We start from the raw sequence: 17,311 nt of genomic DNA, 5'->3' as shown, positions 1-17,311 counted from the left end.
GTCCGGCTATGGCGTCCGCATGATGCGCGTCGCGAGCTACAATATCCGCAAGGCCATCGGCACCGATCGCCGCCGGCGCCCCGAGCGGACGCTGGAGGTGCTCAACGAGATCGGCGCCGACGTGATCGCGCTGCAGGAAGCGGACCGGCGCTTCGGTGCGCGCATCGGCGTCATCCCGCTGCACATGCTCGACGAACATAGCGACTATATTCATGTGCCCTTCGACATGCGCGCGAACAGCCTGGGCTGGCACGGCAACGCGATCCTCGTGCGCAAATCCGCGAAGATCATCCGCCGCGAGGTGATCCACCTGCCCGCGCTCGAACCGCGCGGCGCCGTGCTCGCCGATATCGCGCTCAACGGCGCGACGATGCGCATCGTCGGCATGCATCTCGATCTCTCCGGGCTCTGGCGCCGCCGCCAGGCGCACGCCCTGCTCCATCATCTCGAGGCCTGTGCACCGATGCCGACGGTGATGATGGGGGACCTCAACGAATGGAGCCGCCAATCGGGCTGCCTGCGCGATTTCGGCAAGCATTTCGCCTTCGCCGATTGCGGCAAGAGCTTCCATGCCCGCCGCCCGGTCGCCATGCTCGATCGCATCATGGTCTCACCGCATCTGGAAGTGGCCGACAGCGGCGTCCATCTGAGCGCCGCGGCGCGCAAGGCGTCCGATCACCTGCCGATCTGGGCGGATATCATGCACGCCTCAATCTGATCTCGATCAAGGCCCCTCTTTCCACACGCGCGCTGCGGATACCGCCGCCGCTGGCCGCCAGCAACGAACGCGCGATCGCCAGGCCAAGCCCCGATCCTCCCTCGGAGCGGCGGCCGGTATGGAAGGGTTCGAAGATACGCTCATGATCGGCGGCCGGCACGCCACGGCCATTGTCGGTGACCGAGAGCAACACCCCACCCTCATCCATGCGCGCTGAAATCCCGATCCGCACCGCCCCCGCCTGGCGGCTGTTCTCGACCAGGGTTTCCAGCACCGCCTCGATCAGTTCCGCGGGAACCGCCGCCGCCGGCAGATCCGCCGGAATCGCGATCTCGATCGCCACCCCGTCGCCGCGATGCGCGTCGGCCACGCGCCGTGCCGGTCCGGCAAGTTCGGTGGCGGCGTCGTTCTGCATCACCGTCATGTCCGCACGCGCCAGATCGAGCAGCCGCTGAACGAGGTGCGACAGCCGATCGGCATCGGCCATCGCGTTCGACAGGAAGCGCGTCCGTTCCGCCTCGGTCATCTCCGCGCCATGATCGCCGAGCAATTCGAGCGCACCGCGCAGCCCCGCGATCGGGGTCTTGAACTCGTGGCTCACCGCCGCCGCGAAATCGCGCAGATAGCGCGAGCGTGCTTCGATCCGCTCGGCCATCAGCGCGAAATTCTCGTAGAGCGTCCGGATCTCGACCGCGGCGGTCGCCGGCGTTTCCGGGACATCGATCGCGCCGCGCGCCACCGACTCGGTCGCGCGGCTCAGCGCCTCGATCGGCCGGGCGATCGCGCGCGAGAGCAGCCCGGCCAGGAACAGCAAGGTCACGAAGATCGCCGACATGCCGAACAGGATCTTGCCGCGATCCTGATAAATGCCGAGGAACAGCCCGCGCGGGCTGCGCGACAGCATCAGCCCGCCGATCACCTGGCCATTGGCGATCACCGGACGCACATAATGGACGCGGATCGCCGAAGCGCGGCTGAGCGCCTCCGCCGCATAACGCGCCTCATATCCACCGCGCCGGCGGAGCACCGTCATGCTTCGCCCGCCGAGCGCGGCCTTCACCTCGGGAACCTGCGCATAGCTGCGGCCCAGATCGGTGCGCCCGAGCACGACGACGCCGCGGCGGTCGAGCACGCGGATCGATGCGAGCGTGGTCTGGACGGTATCCTCGACGACAGGCTTCAACCGGCGCCCGGCGATCGCGGCGCGCGGATCCGACCGGCCGGCGGCGATCGGGCCGTGCATCACCGGCAGGATGGGCATCGCATTGAGATCGACGCGCGGCCGCTCGATCCTGAGCGGGCGCGATTCCTGCGCGATCGGTTCCGGCCATGCCGCGCGATACGCGCCGGCCAGTGCCGCCGCCTGCGCGATCAACTCGGTTTCGGTCTGCTGGACCAGCGTATTCTCATAGACGCGCAGGAAGACCGCTGCGACGCCAGGCAGCGCCGCGACGAACAGCAGCACGCCGAACAGGATCGCGCGCAACCGGATCGGCGGCCAGTGCCGCTTGAGCCATTGCTTGAAGGGTTCGATCATCGCCGCTGAATGTCATCCCCGCGAACGCGGGGATCCAGGAGATGCCGGGGATCGCACTCTATGCCTCTGGATCCCCGCCTTCGCGGGGATGGCAGCAGGAAGCTCACTGAGCGGATCCCATGCACGCCCCGATCCGGTAGCCGATGCCGGGGCGGGTTTCGATCAGGTCGCCCGCCCCCAGGCCCACGAACTTGCCGCGCAGATTGCGGATATGGCTGTCGATCGTGCGATCGGTTACCGCGAAGCCCGGCCCGTGCAACCGGTCGATGATCGCATCGCGGCTGAACACCTTGGAGGGCAGCGATGCGAGCAGCAGCAGCAACTGGAATTCGGTCGCGGTCAGCTCCACCGGCTCCCCCGCCCAGCGCGCTTCCCACCCCTCGGGATCGAGCGAGAGGCGATTATGCACGACCTGCGCCTGCGGCCCGGCCGCGGCCAGTGCGCGCCCGCCGCGTTTCAGGATCGCGTTGACGCGCGCGACGATCTCGCGCGGCGAGAAGGGTTTGACGACATAATCGTCGGCGCCCAGTTCCAGGCCCACGACGCGGTCGATCTCGTCATCGCGCGACGACAGGAACAGCACGGGCACGTCACCCGTCGCGCGCAGCCGGCGGCATACCTCGATCCCGTCGAGGCGCGGCATGTTGATATCGAGGATGACGAGATCGGGGTTCCATTTCTCGACCGCAGCGAGCGCTTCCTCGCCATCCCCCGCCTCGCGCGTTTCCATGCCGGCCTTGCCGAGCGCGAAGGACAGGACGTCGCGGATATGGGGGTCGTCATCGACGATCAGGATCAGCCGGCTCATATGATACGCTGTTGTCACCGCTTGGGCTCCGCTGTCAAAGGTTCGGCACGATTTTCGCGCGCGATGGTCGGGGGTGCCGGCACCGCGACCTCCGCCGGCGCCGTTTCGGCGAATGACGCGACCGCCGGTTCGGGCGACGGGAACGGAACGCCGTTGCATTGACGCGGCCCGACGTGCTGCCGTTTCAGGCCCTTTTCGGCGATCAGCCGCTCCGCCGTCCGGAAACGCCGGTCGTCGCGCCAGGTCCAGCCGCGCCAGTCGGTCAGCACCGGTTCCATCTCGTCCATCAGCCGGTTGCGCGACCAGGTCAGCTTTTCGCGCAGCGCCGCATCGCGCGTCCGCCCTTCCAGCTCGACGATCGGCAGCAGCGCGGAGGACCCGAGTTCATTGAGATAGCAAAGATCGAGATGGACTCCCCGCCCACCCGCCTCGCGCGCGTGGCGAACGTTCCAGGCGGCCGCCATGCGGCCGAGATCGACGACGCTGCATGCGCCGAGAACCAGCAACGCCGCGGCGGCATTCATGCCGATCAGCCAACGATCGCTCTTCCCCCGCCACATGCGCAGGCAGATCAGCATCAGGCCCAGAGCGACCAGCCCCATCCAGACCAGCGCGGCGATGCGCAGACGGGTCAGCGAATAGGCATCGATATAGTCGAAGGTCCGCAGCATCGAGGATGCGACGAGCAGTATATTCTGCGCCACCCAGATCGTCACCAGCGCGCGAATTGCCGGGCGGGCAGCGGTTTCCGACCCCGGGCGCATCGTGACAAGCACGAACAGCCCGGCGAGCAACGCCGTCGCGATCAGCGGATAGGCGCCCTGATGCGCATAGTCCGCCATGGTCGTCTTGCCCGGCAAGGGCGCGCCGCTCCACAGAAAGGCGATGTCGAGCCCGTTCTGCACCGCGAACAACGCGTTGAACGTTACCAGCGACAAGGTGACCGAAGCGGCACTGACGCCCGGCAACGACATCGGCGTGCCGCCCATATGGGGCGGTCCGAGCGGCACGAACACGAAGGGCCGCAGCAATGCCCAACCAAGCGCGAAAACCATCGCCACGAAAGCGATACGGACGGGAAAGGTCCCGTCGATCGCGAGCCCGGTATCGAACCGCGCCAGCGCATCGGCGATGATCGGATTGGCGGTGGCGAACAGCGCCAGGAACACCAGGCTGCCCGCGATCGGCAGCGCGACAAGCGGCAATAGCCGCAGCCGCCCGTCCGCTCCCACGCGTCGACGCGCCCGCGCCCAGCGGCCGGCATCGATCACCGGCCCGACGGGGATCGAGAACAGGTGCAGCAACAGCCGGACCGCCCAGCGCCGTACATCGTCAGGCCCGGTCACTCGCGGGCTGATCGCCGCGAAGGCCAGAGCCGTCCAGCACAGGATCGCCGCGAGCAGCGACGGCGCCTCGATCAGCATGCCGGCAAGCCCCGTCGCGATTGCAATCGCGACGATGGCGGCAGGGTTGCTCCGGATCGCGGGGCGCAAGGCCACCAGTGCGACGATCACGGCGAGCGCGAAATAGCCGGTCGTCGCGCCGACATGGTGGAACAGGAATAGCCAGTTGGCGAAGAGCGCGAGCATGATCGCCGCGCCGAACTTGGCGGAATAGGAATAGCGAAGCGGCATGACCGGTCCCTCCCAGTGGAGCCCTCATCATGGTGTTCGGTTGGGGAGCCATGGTCCGCCACAGGTGCTGCATCGGAGGAACTGCCATGCAGGAACCGTGCAGGCGATCGCGAGCAGGCTAGCCCGACTATCGCACGGAATAGCAAAAGTTGAGTTGCCGACTCTTTTTCTACAATTTAAGTAGACTTCATCGAAACAGGAGGCATCCGGTCGCTGCCTCCCGGCCTTGCCGTCGATATGACCCGCGGCTTTTGAAGGGATGCAGCTTGCTCCGCGTCAACAACGGCTAAAGCGCGATGCAGGGCAGCGTGACGCCCGGCTTCGTGATCCCCCCAGGTTAAGGGGAAGTGACGAATGCGAAGACACGTTTCCACGACAGTCGGACTCCGCCTGCGGCGATGTCGCCGTTGAGCTGAACTGATCGCGCGGCGCCTGCCGCGCGCCAATCGCTGCACGATTTATCCAGCCGCGTGGGCCCGCCCGCGCGACGCCGGGCGCGTGCGCCCGTCAGAAAGGCCCTCGAACATGACCGACATCCAGCAGATCAGCGAACTCTGGTATACACGCTGCCCCGTCCCCACCCCGCTCGGCCTTGCCGTCCAGCTCGACTGGTTCGCCGAGGAATTCGCGCGCGACGGCATTGCGCTCCGCTCGATCCAGGAAACCAGCGATCCCGATGCGCGGGAATCGCATTTCGATCACAGCCTGCCGCATTCCTTCCGCCAGGGCGGCAACATCCCCGCGATCTGGGCGCGCGCCAACGGCCGCGACACCCGCGTGATCGGCCTGTCCTGGACCGACGAATTTCAGGCGATCCTGGCGCTTCCGGGTTCGGGCATCGGCCGGGCGCGCGACCTGCGCGGACGCCGTATCGGCCTGCCCGTCAATCCGATCTCGATCGATTTCAATCGCGCCAGCGCACTCAGGGGTTTCGCCAAGGCGCTTGAACTCGACGGCCTGTCACTCGACGCGGTCGAACGGGTCGATACGATCAACGATGCATCGAACGGCACTGAGGGCATCGCCACCGGCGAAGGGTTCCGGCGCCGCAATCGGCACGGTTATCGCGCCGAGGCATTGGCGCTGGTGCGCGGCGAGGTCGATGCCATCTATGTGAAGGGTGCGCTCGGCCTGGAAACCGCGCGGCTGATCGGCGCGTTGATCATCGCAGACCTCGGCTTCCATCCCGATCCCAAGGTTCGCATCAACAATGGCACGCCGCGCACGCTGACGGTCGACGCCGGGCTGATCGAAGCGCGGCCCGATCTGGTCTCGCGTTTCCTGCGCCGCGTGCTCGATGCCGGCGACTGGGCGGCGGCGCATCCCGACGAGGCCATCGCCTATATCGCGCGCGAAGCCGGGTCATCGCCCGATTGGGTGCGCTCCGCCTATGGCGAGCATGCCAGCCAGCGCCTCGGTACATTCCTGACCGACGAGGCGATCGACGCACTGTCGGACTTCAAGGATTTCCTGTTCGTCCACGGCTTCCTGCCCACCGATTTCGACGCGCGCGCCTGGATCGATCCGCGCCCGCTCAACGAACTCGCGGCCGATATCCGTCAGGTCGCCTGACGCTTTCGGAAACCTGCCCAAAAGCGCGCCGCCGCAGAGCGCCCCGGCAACGGGAGCAGTCGCGCCCCCACTCGGAGGAATGAAATCTCGATGTTGAAAGCCCGTTTCCGTTCTCGTCTCGCCCTGGCCGGCGCGGTATCGCTCACCGCATCCGTGACGCCGATCTGGGCACAAGCGCCCGATGCCGATCCGGTCGACGCACCCGTCGCCGCCGATGACGGCGAGGCGATCATCGTCACCGCCAACCGGCGCGAGGAGAAATTGCAGGATGTGCCGACCGCGATCACCGCCGTCGGCGGCGAAGCGCTCCAGCGGCTGGAGGTGCGTTCGGCGGCCGAGATCATCCGGCTGATCCCCAATGCCTCGGCCGCGCAGACCGAAGGCCGCAATCGCCCGCGCTGGTTCATCCGCGGCGTCGGCAGCAACGATCCCGCGGCGAATGTCGTCAACCCGATCGGCGTCTATTTCGACGAAGTCTATGTGAACTCGCCCTTCTTCCAGGCCTTTCCGATCTTCGATCTGGAACGTGTCGAGGTGCTGCGCGGCCCGCAGGGAACCTTGTGGGGCAAGAACACCGTCGGCGGCGCGATCCATTATATCTCGCGCAAGCCCGAATTCGATCCCTCGGGTTATGTCCGCACCGGCATCGGCAATTTCGGGTCGGTCTTTGCCCAGGGCGGCTTCGGCGGCGCGGTGGTCGACGATGTCGTCGCGGCGCGGGGTTCGTTCTTCTACGAACGGCGCGGCAATGTGTACGACAATGTCGGCACCGCCGAAAAAGGCACCGGCCGCTTCGACGATTTCGCCGCGCGCGTGCAACTGCTCGTCAGGCCGTCGGACGATCTGAAGATCCTGCTCTCCGGCCGGTTCCGCAATTTCGACGGCACCCCGATCCCGCGCTTCATCGAGCCCGCCTTCCCCGACACCGCCGCGCTCAAGGGTGCCTCCGCGCCGGCCGACGATTACGGCAATGCGCCGACGGGCGATCGCGATCTCTATGCTTCCAACGTCCCCGGCATTTCCAGGACCAAGCAGCGCGGCGCCACGCTCACGCTCGAATGGACGCCGGGCGACTACACCGTCACATCGATCACCGCCTGGGACAAGGGCGACAATCTCAGCCAGGGCGATGCCGACTATACCGTGTTCGAGGGATCGCGCTCGCGCACCGATCTGTCGAGCGAGCAATTCACCCAGGAATTCCGTATCACCAGCCCGCGCGAGGATCGCTTCAACTGGATCCTGGGCGCGCATTATTTCTGGGAGGATTTCTCCTCCGACGCGTCGACCGCGACGATCGCGACGACGGCCTATCGTGATCGCGGCACCGGGCCGGCGCGCTGGCGCCACGACTATTTCCAGAACGTCCTCTACGACCAGACGGCCAAAAGCTATGCGCTGTTCGGCAGCGGCACCTTCAACTTCACCGATGCGCTCAGTCTGACCGCGGGCATCCGCTACACCTCCGAAAAGCGCGCCGCGACGATCGATATCCTGAACGGCAGCGGCGATGCGTCGCGGCGGCTCAACACCGTCGATCCGACGACAGCGCCCACCGCAGCACGGCCGCTCGTCACCTTCACCGATCCGTCGACCTGGTGGCTCAGAAGCTCGGTGAGCGCGAGCACGCCCTATGCCCCCTTCACCGCATCCCCCTCGAAGACCTGGAACCGCCTGACCTGGGATGTCACACCGCAATTCCGGATCAGCGACGATGCGCTGCTTTACGGACGGTTCGCACGCGGTTTCCGCTCGGGCACCTTCCAGGCGAGCGCCACCGCCGCCGCCCAGTTCGATCCCGAAGGCATCGCGCCGGAGGACCTCTATTCCTATGAGGCGGGGCTCAAGACATCGTGGTTCGGCGGCAAGCTGACCGCCAATCTCGCCGCCTTCTATTATGACTATAAGAAAATCCAGGTGCTGGTGCAGGGTGTTCCCGTCTCGGCGGGCGGCACCACGATCTTCACCGCGCGGCTGATCAACGCGAAGGGCTGGTCGAAAGGTGTCGAACTGGACATCGCGGCGCGCCCGATCGCGGGCCTGCGGATCGCGGGCAGCATCGGCCTGCTCGACACCAACTACACCGACGATTTCATACCCAACAATCCGAACAGCGGCCTGCTGTTCGGCAAGGGCAACCAGTTCACCCGCGCGCCGCATTTCACCGGCAATATCGACGCCGAATACAGCGTCCCCGTCGGCGACTGGACCGTCGCGGTCGGCAGCGACTGGAGCTACCGCACCAGCCAGTATTTCACGGTCAACGCGCAGGAAACCGATCCCGCCGCCAACGACTATCTGGTCAGCCGCTATCAGCGTCAGACCGGCTATGCGCTCGGCAACGCGCGGCTGTCGATCGCGGCCCCTGGAGACCGGCTGGAATTCCAGCTCTTCGTCCGGAACCTCACCGACAGAAGGTACAAGATCCTGACCTTCGGCACCCAGCAGGGCGCCCGCCTCACCACCTATGGCGACCCCCGCACCTGGGGCGCGTCGGTCACCGCCAAATTCTGAAGAGGAGCCAGGCCATGTCCAATTACCCCAAGGAAATCTGGTATACGCGCTGCCCCGTCCCCACGCCGCTTGGCATCGCGATCAATCGCGGGCTGATCGGCAGCGCCTTCGCGCCGCTCGGCATCCGCGTCAATTCGATCCAGGACACCAATGATCCGGAGACGCGCGCGTCGCACATCGATCATCATCTGCCGCACAGCTTCCGTCAGGGCGGCAGCGTGCCCGCGATCTGGGCGCGCGCCACCAGCGCCGATACCCGCGTCATCGGCCTGTCGTGGATCGACGAGAGCCAGGCGATCATCGCGCTTCCCGGATCGGGCATCCGCACCGTCGCCGACCTGCGCGGACGACGCATCGCGCTACCGCTGCGCAAGGACCAACGCATCGACATCTTCCGCGCCACCGCGCTGCGCGCGCTGCTCGCCGGCCTGTCGCTCGGCGGCGTCGGCGAACATGAGGTGGAATGGATCGATATCGACGCAAGCGATCCCGTGGCGACCGACGGTCAGGCGCAGCTTGGCATCGCCGCACGCGGCGGATGGAGCGGACGGCCGCTCTACACCGCCGAATTCCAGGCGCTGGTGCGCGGCGAAGTCGATGCGATCCATGTGAAGGGATCGCTCGGCCAGGAATTCGCGTTCCTCGCCGGCGCGCATGTGGTGATCGACACCGGCTTCCATCCCGATCCGAAGATCCGCATCAACAACGGCACGCCGCGTCCGCTCACCGTCGATGCGGCGACGCTCGACCGATATCCCGAAATCGCCGAGCGGTTGCTCGCGCAGGTGATCGCCGCCGGCGACTGGGCCAGCTACAACCCCCGCGAGACACTGGCCTATATCGCCCGCGAAACCGGATCGTCGGAACAGTTCGTCCGTGCGGCCTATGGCGGTGATACGCTGCACCAGCGGCTCGGCACCGATCTTTCCGAAGCCTCGATCGACGCGCTCGCCGATTTCACGACCTTCCTGTTCGAACGCGGCTTCCTGCCCACGCATTTCGACGTGGGCGAATGGATCGACCGGCGTCCGTTCGAGACCTTGTACAGCGCGCGCGACGCCGCCTGATCGAGACGGAGGATCAGGATCATGTCACGCAAATCCCTGTCGATCGCGGTGCTTGCGGTCGCCGCCCTCGCGGCGCTCGTCGCATTCCAGTTCCGGGGCGGCACACCGGCGCAGACCGCCGGCACGCCCAAGACATTGACCATCGCGACCATCGCCTATCCCTATAAGGGCCGGCAGGAATATAGCGGCCTGGCGCAGGTCGTGATCCAGCAGGGCTGGCTGAAGGAGCAACTCGCCAGGAAGGGCGTCGCGCTCGCCTGGTTCCCCGTGCCCACCGCCGTCGGCGGCCCGCTGATCAACGAAGGCTTCGCCGGCAAGCGCATCGATTTCGCGGGCTATGGCGATTTCCCCGCGTTGATCGCCAATGCCGGCGGCGTCGAGACGCGGCTGATCGTGCCTTCGGGGCGCGGCCAGAACGCCTATCTCGTTGTCCGCAAGGGGCTGGAGGCCAGGAGCATCGCCGATCTGAAGGGCAAAAGGATCGCCCTCCATCGCGGCCGCCCCTGGGAACTGCCTTTCGCCAAATTGATCGATGCGAACGGCCTGAAGCTCGACGATTTCAAGATCCTCAACATCAATCCGCCAGCAAGCCATGCCGCGCTGGCTTCGGGTGATGTCGACGCAGTCTTCCTGCTCTCCGACGCGATCCTGCTCGAACAAAAGGGTGTTGGCCGGATCATCTGGTCGACCAAGGAAGCGCCGACCGACTGGAAGATGCGCGCGGAACTGTTCGCGCGGAAGGATTTCGTCGACCAGCAGCCCGAACTGACACAGCTCGTCGCCGACGCCTATGTCCGCGCCGCGCACTGGGCGGCCCAGCCCGAGAACCGCGCCGCCATCGCCGAAATCGCGTCACGCGGCGAAACACCGCTGAGCGTGGTCGAAAAGGAATGGGATGAACCGCGCGTCGCCTGGGCCGATCGCTGGTCGCCGCTGTTCGACACGCCCGTGTTCGAACATTACCGGGCAGCCGCCGACTATACCTTCAAGCAGGGACTGGTGCGCGAGAAGGTGGATGTCGACGCGCTGCTCGACCGGCGCTTCGCCGACCAGGCGATCCGCAACCTCAAGCTCGAAACCTTCTGGCGCCCCGCCGCGACCAAAGCCGCCGCCGCCCAGGAGGTGCCGAAATCGTGAGCGAGCAGAACACGCTGTCCGATACGCGCTTTCTTTCCAGCTTCATCCTGCTCGCGGCGATCAGCGGTCTCACCGTCGGCCTCGGCAAGATCCTGACGACACTCTACGCGATCTCGCTGGGCGCCACGCCGTTCCAGGTCGGCGTGGTCTCCGCGATGGAATCGATCGGCATGGTGCTGGTGACCGTGCCGGCCGGGTTCATCATCGCCCGTTACGGCGCGCGCGGCGTTTATTTCCTGTCGAGCCTGGGCCCGTTGCTCGTCAATCTCGTCATGCCGCTCAGCGGCTCATGGATCACGCTCGCCGCCGGCCGGGGCCTGATCGGGCTTTGCATTCCGTTTCGCATGGTCTCGATGAACTCGTCCTTCCTCGAACGGCTGAAGACATTGGGGCAGGCCAAGGCGGGCTGGTATCGCGGCGCACTCACCGGCGGGACGGCGATCATCGGCCCCGCCGCCGCGGCGCTGCTCAGCCAGCGCGCCGGCATCGCGATCAGCTTCTGGATCGTCGCCGCCTTGTTCGGCCTGATGGCCCTGTTCAGCCTGTCCTTCCTGCCGGTGCGCGACGTGCGCGGGGCCGAGGAAGCGCCCGGTTTCATCGCGGAACTGCAACTGATCTTCGCCAACGCCGGTGTCGCCGAAAGCTGCCTCGTCGAATTCGTCAGCAGCGCGACCAACGCTCTGTTCGGCACCTTCATCATCCTCGTCGCCATCGGATTGCCGCTGCTGACCGAGCAGGACGGCATCCATGTGCTGCTGTTCCAGGGCGCGATCTCGGTCGCGATGCTGTTCCTGGGCGGATCGCTGGTCCAGCGGCTCGCGACGCCGCACGCCTATGGAATCAGCCTTTCGCTCGCGGCGCTGGCGCTCGTCGCGCTCGGGCTGGCCGGCGGCTTCACCGGGCTGGCGATCGGCGCGATGCTGCTGAGCGGCGGATCCGCGATCGTCCATCTCGTCAATGTCCGCATGCTGGCGAGCGTGCCCGGCGGCAAGAGCAAGATCGCCGGGCTCTACAATCTCGCATCGATGACCGGATCATCCTTCGGCGCGATCGCCGGCGGTTTCGCCAGCAAGCTCGTCGCGGTCCAGTCGGTCTTCCTGCTCTGGATTCCACTGCTGTTCGCCGCCGCCGTCGTGATCGCGCTGCTCCGCCGACGCAGCGCCGTCACCACCTCCGTCGCCCTGGGAGAAGCCTGACCATGTCCGCACGCGTCATCGCCTTCGGCACCGCATTGCTTCCACCGCTGCTGCTTGTCGGTGCCTGGCAGATCGCCTCGTCCACCGGCCTGTTCCCGCCCCAGATCCTCGTGTCCCCGGCGGACGTGGCCGGGACCATCGCCGAACTGGTGCGCAACGGGGAATTGGGCAGCCATCTCGGCGACAGCCTGTTCCGGCTGTTCTGGGGGTTCGGCATCGGCGCATTGGCCGGGCTCGCCTTCGGCACCGCGCTCGCGCTGTCGCGCCTGTTCGAGGCGCTGTTCCAGCCCCTGTTCCAGGCGGCGCGACAGGTGCCGATCCTCGCCTTCATCCCGATGCTCGTGCTGCTGCTCGGCATCGAGGAAGGCTTCAAGATCACCGTCGTCGCGGTTGCCGCCTTCTTCCCGGTGGCGCTCGCCACCTTCGATGGCGTGCGCGGCATTCCCAAGGGCTGGCTGGAAGTCGCGCGCGTCTATCGCACGCCCTTCCCGTCCCTGCTCGTCCGCATCCTGATCCCCGCCACCGTCCCGCCGGTGCTCACAGGGTTGCGGCTGGGATTGACGCGCGCATGGCTGGTGCTCGTCGCCGCCGAACTGCTCGCGGCCGACAATGGAATCGGCCAGATGATGGAGATGGGGCGCCAGCTCTTCCGCATCGACGTCGTCCTTGCCGGGGTGATCGTCAGCGGCCTGATCGGCTTCGCGCTCGATCGCGGCGTCAAGCTGTTCGAACGCCGCTATACGCGCTGGAGGGTCGCATGAACCGCCCCCTGCCCCGCATCGCGCTGGGCCTGATCGTGCCCGCGCTCATCCTTGTCTGGTGGACCGTCCAGTCGAACGCGGGAGGCGCGCGCGCGCTCGCCTTCGTGCCGCTGGGCACGATCGCTGCCACCTTCGCGGACCTCGCGACGGGCGGACTACTGCTCGGGGACGCGCTCACCACGCTGTCGCGCGCGGTGACCGGATTGCTGCTCGGCGGCATTGCCGGGATCGCGCTCGGCGTCGCGATGGCGACGCTCCGCCCCGTCGATCGGCTGGTCGGCCCGATCTACCATGCGGTACGGCAAGTGCCGCTGCTCGGCTGGCTGCCCTTGATCGGCTTGTGGCTGGGCAATGGCGAATCCGCGAAGCTGCTGATCATCGGCCTCGCCGCCTTCTACCCCACGGTGCTCGGCACCTATGAAGGGATCGCGCATGTCGAGCGCCGTTATCTCGACGTCGGTCGCGTCTATGGTTTCGGCGCGGTCCAGCGCTTCCGCCATCTGCTGCTGCCCGCCGCGCTGCCACTGATCCTGACGGGCATTACCCAGGCCATCGCCTTCGCCTGGATTGCCACGATCGGCGTCGAGATCCTGCTCGGCGCCGGCGGCGGGCTGGGTGCGACGATGGGCATCGCACAGGCGCAGCAGCGCATGGACATCATCCTGGTCGCGATCGCCGTCACCGCCCTGCTGGGCTTCGCCATCAACCACCTGTTCGCCCGGCTGCGCGGCCATTTGCTGCGCTGGCAGGGCAATCCCGCCTGAACGGAGAGCAAACATGACCGCCCAACCCAGGATCCAGCCCCAATCCGCCGCCACCGATGCCCCGGCAAGCGGTGCGCTCACTCTCTCCGCCCTCTCCAAGCGCTTCGCGATCGAAGGCCGCGCGCTGCCCGTGCTCGACGGCATCGACCTGTCGGTCCGCCCCGGCGAGTTCGTCAGCATCGTCGGCGCGAGCGGCTGCGGGAAATCGACGCTGCTGCGGCTGATCGTCGGGCTCGACACCGACTATTCGGGCGAGATCCGGCTGGACGGCAAGCGCATCACCGGCACCAGCCTCGATCGCGGCATCGTCTTCCAGGATCACCGCCTGTTCCCGTGGATGACGCTGGAGGAGAATATCGGGCTCGCGCTGCTCAACAGCGAAATCCCCAAGGAACAGCGCGCGCGGATCGTTTGCGAACACATCGCATTGGTGAACCTGACCGGCTTCGAAAAGGCCTATCCGCACCAGCTCTCCGGCGGCATGGCGCAGCGTGCGGCGATCGCGCGCGCGCTGGTGACCGAACCCACGCTGCTGCTGCTCGACGAACCGCTGGGCGCGCTCGATGCGCTCACCCGCGTCCATGTCCAGACCGAGCTCCAGCGCATCTGGATGCGGCAGCGATCGACCGTGCTGATGGTGACGCACGATGTCGAGGAAGCACTGTATCTGGGCGACCGCGTCATCGTCATGGCGCCCAATCCGGGGCGCATCCGCCGCATCGTCGATGTCGATCTGCCGCATCCGCGCGACCGCAGTTCCCCGGTGCTCCACCGCCTGCGCGACGAGATCCTGGCCGAACTCACCGGCGCGCCCGATCCCGAGAACCTCGTCCGCTTCCCGGCACAGGAGCCGCGCTGATGACGGGATCCGCACGCAAGGCCGATCATCCGATCGAGCCCTTCTTCCTCGAACGCTGGTCACCGCGCAGCTTTTCGGGCGAGCCGGTGCCCGACACGGTTTTGCAGAGCGCGTTCGAAGCCGCGCGTTGGGCGCCCTCTGCCTTCAACGCGCAGCCCTGGCGCTTCCTGTTCGCGCGGCCCGGGGATCAGACCTGGACGGATTATCTCTCCTTCCTCAATCCGCGCAACGGGCTGTGGGCGAACCGCGCCTCAGCGCTGATCGTCATCGTATCCGCCCGGCAGGCCGAACGCGATGGCAAACCCGTCGCGATCGCCAGCCATGGCTTCGACACCGGTGCGGCCTGGGCCAATTTCGCGCATCAGGCGCTGCTGCTCGGCTGGCACACGCATGGCATTGGCGGCTTCGATCGCGATGCGGCGCGCGAGCGCCTGGGCATTCCCGACGATCATGACGTGCTGGCGATGATCGCGCTCGGCAGGCGTACCGATCCACAGGACCTGCACGAGGATTTCCGCGCGGCTGAACGGCCCAACGGCCGCAAGCCGATCACCGAGACCATTTTTTCCGGGCGCTTCGGCGCGCCCGCATTTCCGGAAAGGAGGAACGCCGCATGACGATCCGCATCTATTGGCAGCTCGACGTCGCCGCCGAGAATGGGCGGTCCGAACCGACCGAACGCCCACGCTATCAGCCCGTGATCCGCGATATCCGGACCGCGTCGATCAATCGCTACGACTATTATGCGCAGATCGCCCGCGCCGCCGCGCTGACGGGGTTCGACGGACTGTTCGTCGCGCATCGCACCGATGCCGATGACAGCCAGATCGTCGCGGCGGCGGTTGCGCGCTCGGCGCCGCGCCTGACGATCATTCCTGAATTTCCCGCCTCGGTCGGCTCGGCGGTCTATGCCGCCAAACAGGCCGTGAGCTTCCAGCGCCTCGCCCATGAACGGCTCGGCTGGGCGATCGCGCCCGATGCCGACGCCGCCACCCGCGCGCGCGGCGCCGATCTGGTGGCCGAGGACGATCTGATCGCGCGAACCGAGGAATTCCTGATCGTCGCGCGCGGCGTCCATGGCGAACGCCCGTTCAGCCACAAAGGACGCTTTTTCGAGGTCGAGGGCGGCGGTTTCGAGGCGCCCCTCAACCGCGTCGCCTTTCCCAAGGTGTTTCTGCGCGGCACCAGCGAGGAAGCGCTCGCGCTGTCCGCGCGCCATGCGGACGTTCATCTGTTCGACGACGCGCCGATCGACGAACTGCGCGGCCATATCGAGGCTCTCGACCGGCTGGCGCTGAAGGAAGGCCGCAATCTCGACTATGGCATCCTGCAACCGCTCGTCGCGCGCGAAACCGGCGAAGAGGCAAGCGAGGCCCATGAACGGGGTCTGGCCGGCAGCTATGACGAGATCGCCGACCGCCTCGCCGAACTGGCCGCACTCGGCATCAACCATTTCATCCTGGGCGCCGAACCGGGCTTCGAGGAAGCCTATCGCATCGGCCAATTCGTCCTTCCGCGCCTGCGCGCCCGTGTGGCGCCGGCCCGCGCCGCCTGAACAGGAGAGCAACATGTCCATCGATTTCTACTGGCGCCTGCCCACCCATGGCTGCCACGCCAGCGTCCGTCGCGGCTCCTACGACCGGGGCGACTGGTCGCCGCTCGCACCGGGCAACCAGGCGCCGGGCCTGACCGCTGACGGAGAGGATGACGGCTATCGCTATATCGACCACCTCGCCGAAATCGCGAAGGCGGCCGAGGTCTCCGGTTTTATCGGCGGGCTGATCCCGTCCTTTCCCAATACCGACGATCCCTGGGTGATCTCGCCATTGCTCGCGCGCGAAACCAAGAGCTTCCGCTTCATGATCGCCTTCCAGCCCGGTTTCCTCAATCCGGTGCAGGCCGCGCGGCTGTCCGCCAGCCTCCAGCGCGCGACGGGCGGGCGGACGGTCTACAACATCATCACCGGCGGCGGCGGCCCGTCGCAGCTCTGGTGGGGCGACAGCTTCAGCCATGACGACCGCTATGGCCGCACCACCGAATTCCTCGACGTGCTGAAAGGGGTCTGGAAGGATCAGGACTTCAGCTATGACGGCCGCTTCTACAAAGTCGAACATGGCGGTTTGCCGCCCTTGCTCGGGCGTGAGGAAATCCCCGAAATCTGGTTCTCGGGCTCGTCGGATGCGGCATTGCAATCGGCCGCCAAGCACGCCGATTATTATCTCTCCTGGCTCGAACCCTTCGACCAGCTCACCGACAAGTTCGCGCGGGTGAAGGAGCGGACGGCCGCGCTCGGCGGCGAACAGAAATGCGCGGTGCGCGTCGATCTGGTCGCGCGCGCGACCGAAGAGGAGGCCTGGCGCGACATCCGCATCGGCTTCGAGAATGTCAGTGACGAAACGCGTGCGCGCTGGCGCGGGCAGCCCACCGATTCCGTCGGTGCGGCCCGCCAGGCGGCGCTGAAACCGACCGAAGCGAAACGCTATGAAGAGTTGATCGTCGCCCCCAATCTCTGGGGCGGCTTCAACCTGCTGCGCGGCGGCCCCGCGCTCGGCATCGTCGGCAGCTACGAGCAATGCGCGGCGAAGCTCGACGAACTGATCGCGCGCGGCACCGACGCCTTCATCCTCGCGGGCACGCCTCACCTCGAAGAAGCCTATCGCGTCGGCGAGGAAGTCCTGCCGCTGCTCGGCCGCAAGGCGGAGACTTTGCTGCAGGCCGCCGAATAATTTTCAAACCAGGATCAG

General features: G+C 66.8%; 15 protein-coding genes. 12 read left to right on the top strand and 3 right to left on the bottom strand.

Annotated elements, in window-relative coordinates; genetic code table 11:
* Window positions 1-19 precede the first annotated feature (19 nt).
* Window positions 20-718: an endonuclease/exonuclease/phosphatase family protein gene (locus tag K7G82_RS02875; protein ID WP_222988294.1), complete on the top strand. Its 699-nt coding sequence runs from the start codon at window positions 20-22 to the stop codon at window positions 716-718.
* Here K7G82_RS02875 and K7G82_RS02870 read toward each other — a convergent pair.
* The 3 genes from K7G82_RS02870 to K7G82_RS02860 form a co-directional block, all read right to left on the bottom strand.
* On the bottom strand, window positions 699-2,255 hold the full coding sequence (locus tag K7G82_RS02870) for a sensor histidine kinase (protein ID WP_222988293.1): 1,557 nt from the start codon (window positions 2,253-2,255) through the stop codon (window positions 699-701). The genes K7G82_RS02875 and K7G82_RS02870 overlap by 20 nt on opposite strands.
* Window positions 2,256-2,358: 103 nt before the next feature.
* A complete protein-coding gene (locus tag K7G82_RS02865; RefSeq protein WP_343228511.1) occupies window positions 2,359-3,081 on the bottom strand; it encodes a response regulator transcription factor in 723 nt (240 codons plus the stop codon).
* Window positions 3,078-4,697, bottom strand: a complete 1,620-nt coding sequence (locus K7G82_RS02860) for a DUF4153 domain-containing protein (RefSeq protein WP_222988292.1) — start codon at window positions 4,695-4,697, stop codon at window positions 3,078-3,080. The genes K7G82_RS02865 and K7G82_RS02860 overlap by 4 nt, the downstream gene beginning before the upstream one ends.
* A 525-nt stretch (window positions 4,698-5,222) precedes the next feature.
* Here K7G82_RS02860 and K7G82_RS02855 point away from each other — a divergent pair.
* From K7G82_RS02855 to K7G82_RS02805, 11 genes are all read left to right on the top strand, one after another.
* Window positions 5,223-6,269 (top strand): ABC transporter substrate-binding protein, encoded by a 1,047-nt coding sequence (locus K7G82_RS02855; protein WP_222988291.1) that lies wholly within the window; start codon window positions 5,223-5,225, stop codon window positions 6,267-6,269.
* A gap of 90 nt (window positions 6,270-6,359) precedes the next feature.
* Window positions 6,360-8,783, top strand: coding sequence for a TonB-dependent receptor (locus K7G82_RS02850; RefSeq protein ID WP_222988290.1), 2,424 nt, complete (start codon window positions 6,360-6,362; stop codon window positions 8,781-8,783).
* Window positions 8,784-8,797: 14 nt separating this feature from the next.
* Window positions 8,798-9,850, top strand: a complete 1,053-nt coding sequence (locus tag K7G82_RS02845; RefSeq protein ID WP_222988289.1) for an ABC transporter substrate-binding protein — start codon at window positions 8,798-8,800, stop codon at window positions 9,848-9,850.
* Between the two features lie 21 nt (window positions 9,851-9,871).
* On the top strand, window positions 9,872-10,987 hold the full coding sequence (locus tag K7G82_RS02840) for an ABC transporter substrate-binding protein (protein ID WP_222988288.1): 1,116 nt from the start codon (window positions 9,872-9,874) through the stop codon (window positions 10,985-10,987).
* Window positions 10,984-12,183 (top strand): MFS transporter, encoded by a 1,200-nt coding sequence (locus K7G82_RS02835; RefSeq protein ID WP_222988287.1) that lies wholly within the window; start codon window positions 10,984-10,986, stop codon window positions 12,181-12,183. The genes K7G82_RS02840 and K7G82_RS02835 overlap by 4 nt, the downstream gene beginning before the upstream one ends.
* 2 nt (window positions 12,184-12,185) lie before the next feature.
* Window positions 12,186-12,944: an ABC transporter permease gene (locus tag K7G82_RS02830; RefSeq protein ID WP_222988286.1), complete on the top strand. Its 759-nt coding sequence runs from the start codon at window positions 12,186-12,188 to the stop codon at window positions 12,942-12,944.
* Window positions 12,941-13,708: an ABC transporter permease gene (locus K7G82_RS02825; RefSeq protein ID WP_222988285.1), complete on the top strand. Its 768-nt coding sequence runs from the start codon at window positions 12,941-12,943 to the stop codon at window positions 13,706-13,708. The genes K7G82_RS02830 and K7G82_RS02825 overlap by 4 nt, the downstream gene beginning before the upstream one ends.
* A 13-nt stretch (window positions 13,709-13,721) precedes the next feature.
* Window positions 13,722-14,567, top strand: coding sequence for an ABC transporter ATP-binding protein (locus tag K7G82_RS02820; RefSeq protein WP_222988284.1), 846 nt, complete (start codon window positions 13,722-13,724; stop codon window positions 14,565-14,567).
* Window positions 14,567-15,184, top strand: a complete 618-nt coding sequence (locus K7G82_RS02815; protein WP_222988283.1) for a nitroreductase family protein — start codon at window positions 14,567-14,569, stop codon at window positions 15,182-15,184. Before K7G82_RS02820 ends, K7G82_RS02815 begins: the two co-directional genes overlap by 1 nt.
* Window positions 15,181-16,122: an LLM class flavin-dependent oxidoreductase gene (locus tag K7G82_RS02810; RefSeq protein WP_222988282.1), complete on the top strand. Its 942-nt coding sequence runs from the start codon at window positions 15,181-15,183 to the stop codon at window positions 16,120-16,122. Before K7G82_RS02815 ends, K7G82_RS02810 begins: the two co-directional genes overlap by 4 nt.
* 13 nt (window positions 16,123-16,135) lie before the next feature.
* Window positions 16,136-17,293, top strand: coding sequence for an LLM class flavin-dependent oxidoreductase (locus K7G82_RS02805; protein WP_222988281.1), 1,158 nt, complete (start codon window positions 16,136-16,138; stop codon window positions 17,291-17,293).
* Window positions 17,294-17,311: the final 18 nt, after the last annotated feature.

Source organism: Sphingomonas colocasiae, from assembly GCF_019880585.1.
Taxonomy (GTDB): domain Bacteria; phylum Pseudomonadota; class Alphaproteobacteria; order Sphingomonadales; family Sphingomonadaceae; genus Sphingobium_A; species Sphingobium_A colocasiae.
The sequence above is the reverse complement of the archived record's forward strand: the minus strand, read 5'-3'. Positions and strand labels throughout refer to the sequence as shown.

Coding starts and splice junctions, on each gene's coding strand:
- K7G82_RS02875 (WP_222988294.1), top strand. CDS start 20: ATGATGCGCGTCGCGAGCTACAATATCCGCAAGGCCATCGGCACCGAT.
- K7G82_RS02870 (WP_222988293.1), bottom strand. CDS start 2,255: ATGATCGAACCCTTCAAGCAATGGCTCAAGCGGCACTGGCCGCCGATC.
- K7G82_RS02860 (WP_222988292.1), bottom strand. CDS start 4,697: ATGCCGCTTCGCTATTCCTATTCCGCCAAGTTCGGCGCGGCGATCATG.
- K7G82_RS02855 (WP_222988291.1), top strand. CDS start 5,223: ATGACCGACATCCAGCAGATCAGCGAACTCTGGTATACACGCTGCCCC.
- K7G82_RS02850 (WP_222988290.1), top strand. CDS start 6,360: ATGTTGAAAGCCCGTTTCCGTTCTCGTCTCGCCCTGGCCGGCGCGGTA.
- K7G82_RS02845 (WP_222988289.1), top strand. CDS start 8,798: ATGTCCAATTACCCCAAGGAAATCTGGTATACGCGCTGCCCCGTCCCC.
- K7G82_RS02840 (WP_222988288.1), top strand. CDS start 9,872: ATGTCACGCAAATCCCTGTCGATCGCGGTGCTTGCGGTCGCCGCCCTC.
- K7G82_RS02830 (WP_222988286.1), top strand. CDS start 12,186: ATGTCCGCACGCGTCATCGCCTTCGGCACCGCATTGCTTCCACCGCTG.
- K7G82_RS02825 (WP_222988285.1), top strand. CDS start 12,941: ATGAACCGCCCCCTGCCCCGCATCGCGCTGGGCCTGATCGTGCCCGCG.
- K7G82_RS02820 (WP_222988284.1), top strand. CDS start 13,722: ATGACCGCCCAACCCAGGATCCAGCCCCAATCCGCCGCCACCGATGCC.
- K7G82_RS02815 (WP_222988283.1), top strand. CDS start 14,567: ATGACGGGATCCGCACGCAAGGCCGATCATCCGATCGAGCCCTTCTTC.
- K7G82_RS02810 (WP_222988282.1), top strand. CDS start 15,181: ATGACGATCCGCATCTATTGGCAGCTCGACGTCGCCGCCGAGAATGGG.
- K7G82_RS02805 (WP_222988281.1), top strand. CDS start 16,136: ATGTCCATCGATTTCTACTGGCGCCTGCCCACCCATGGCTGCCACGCC.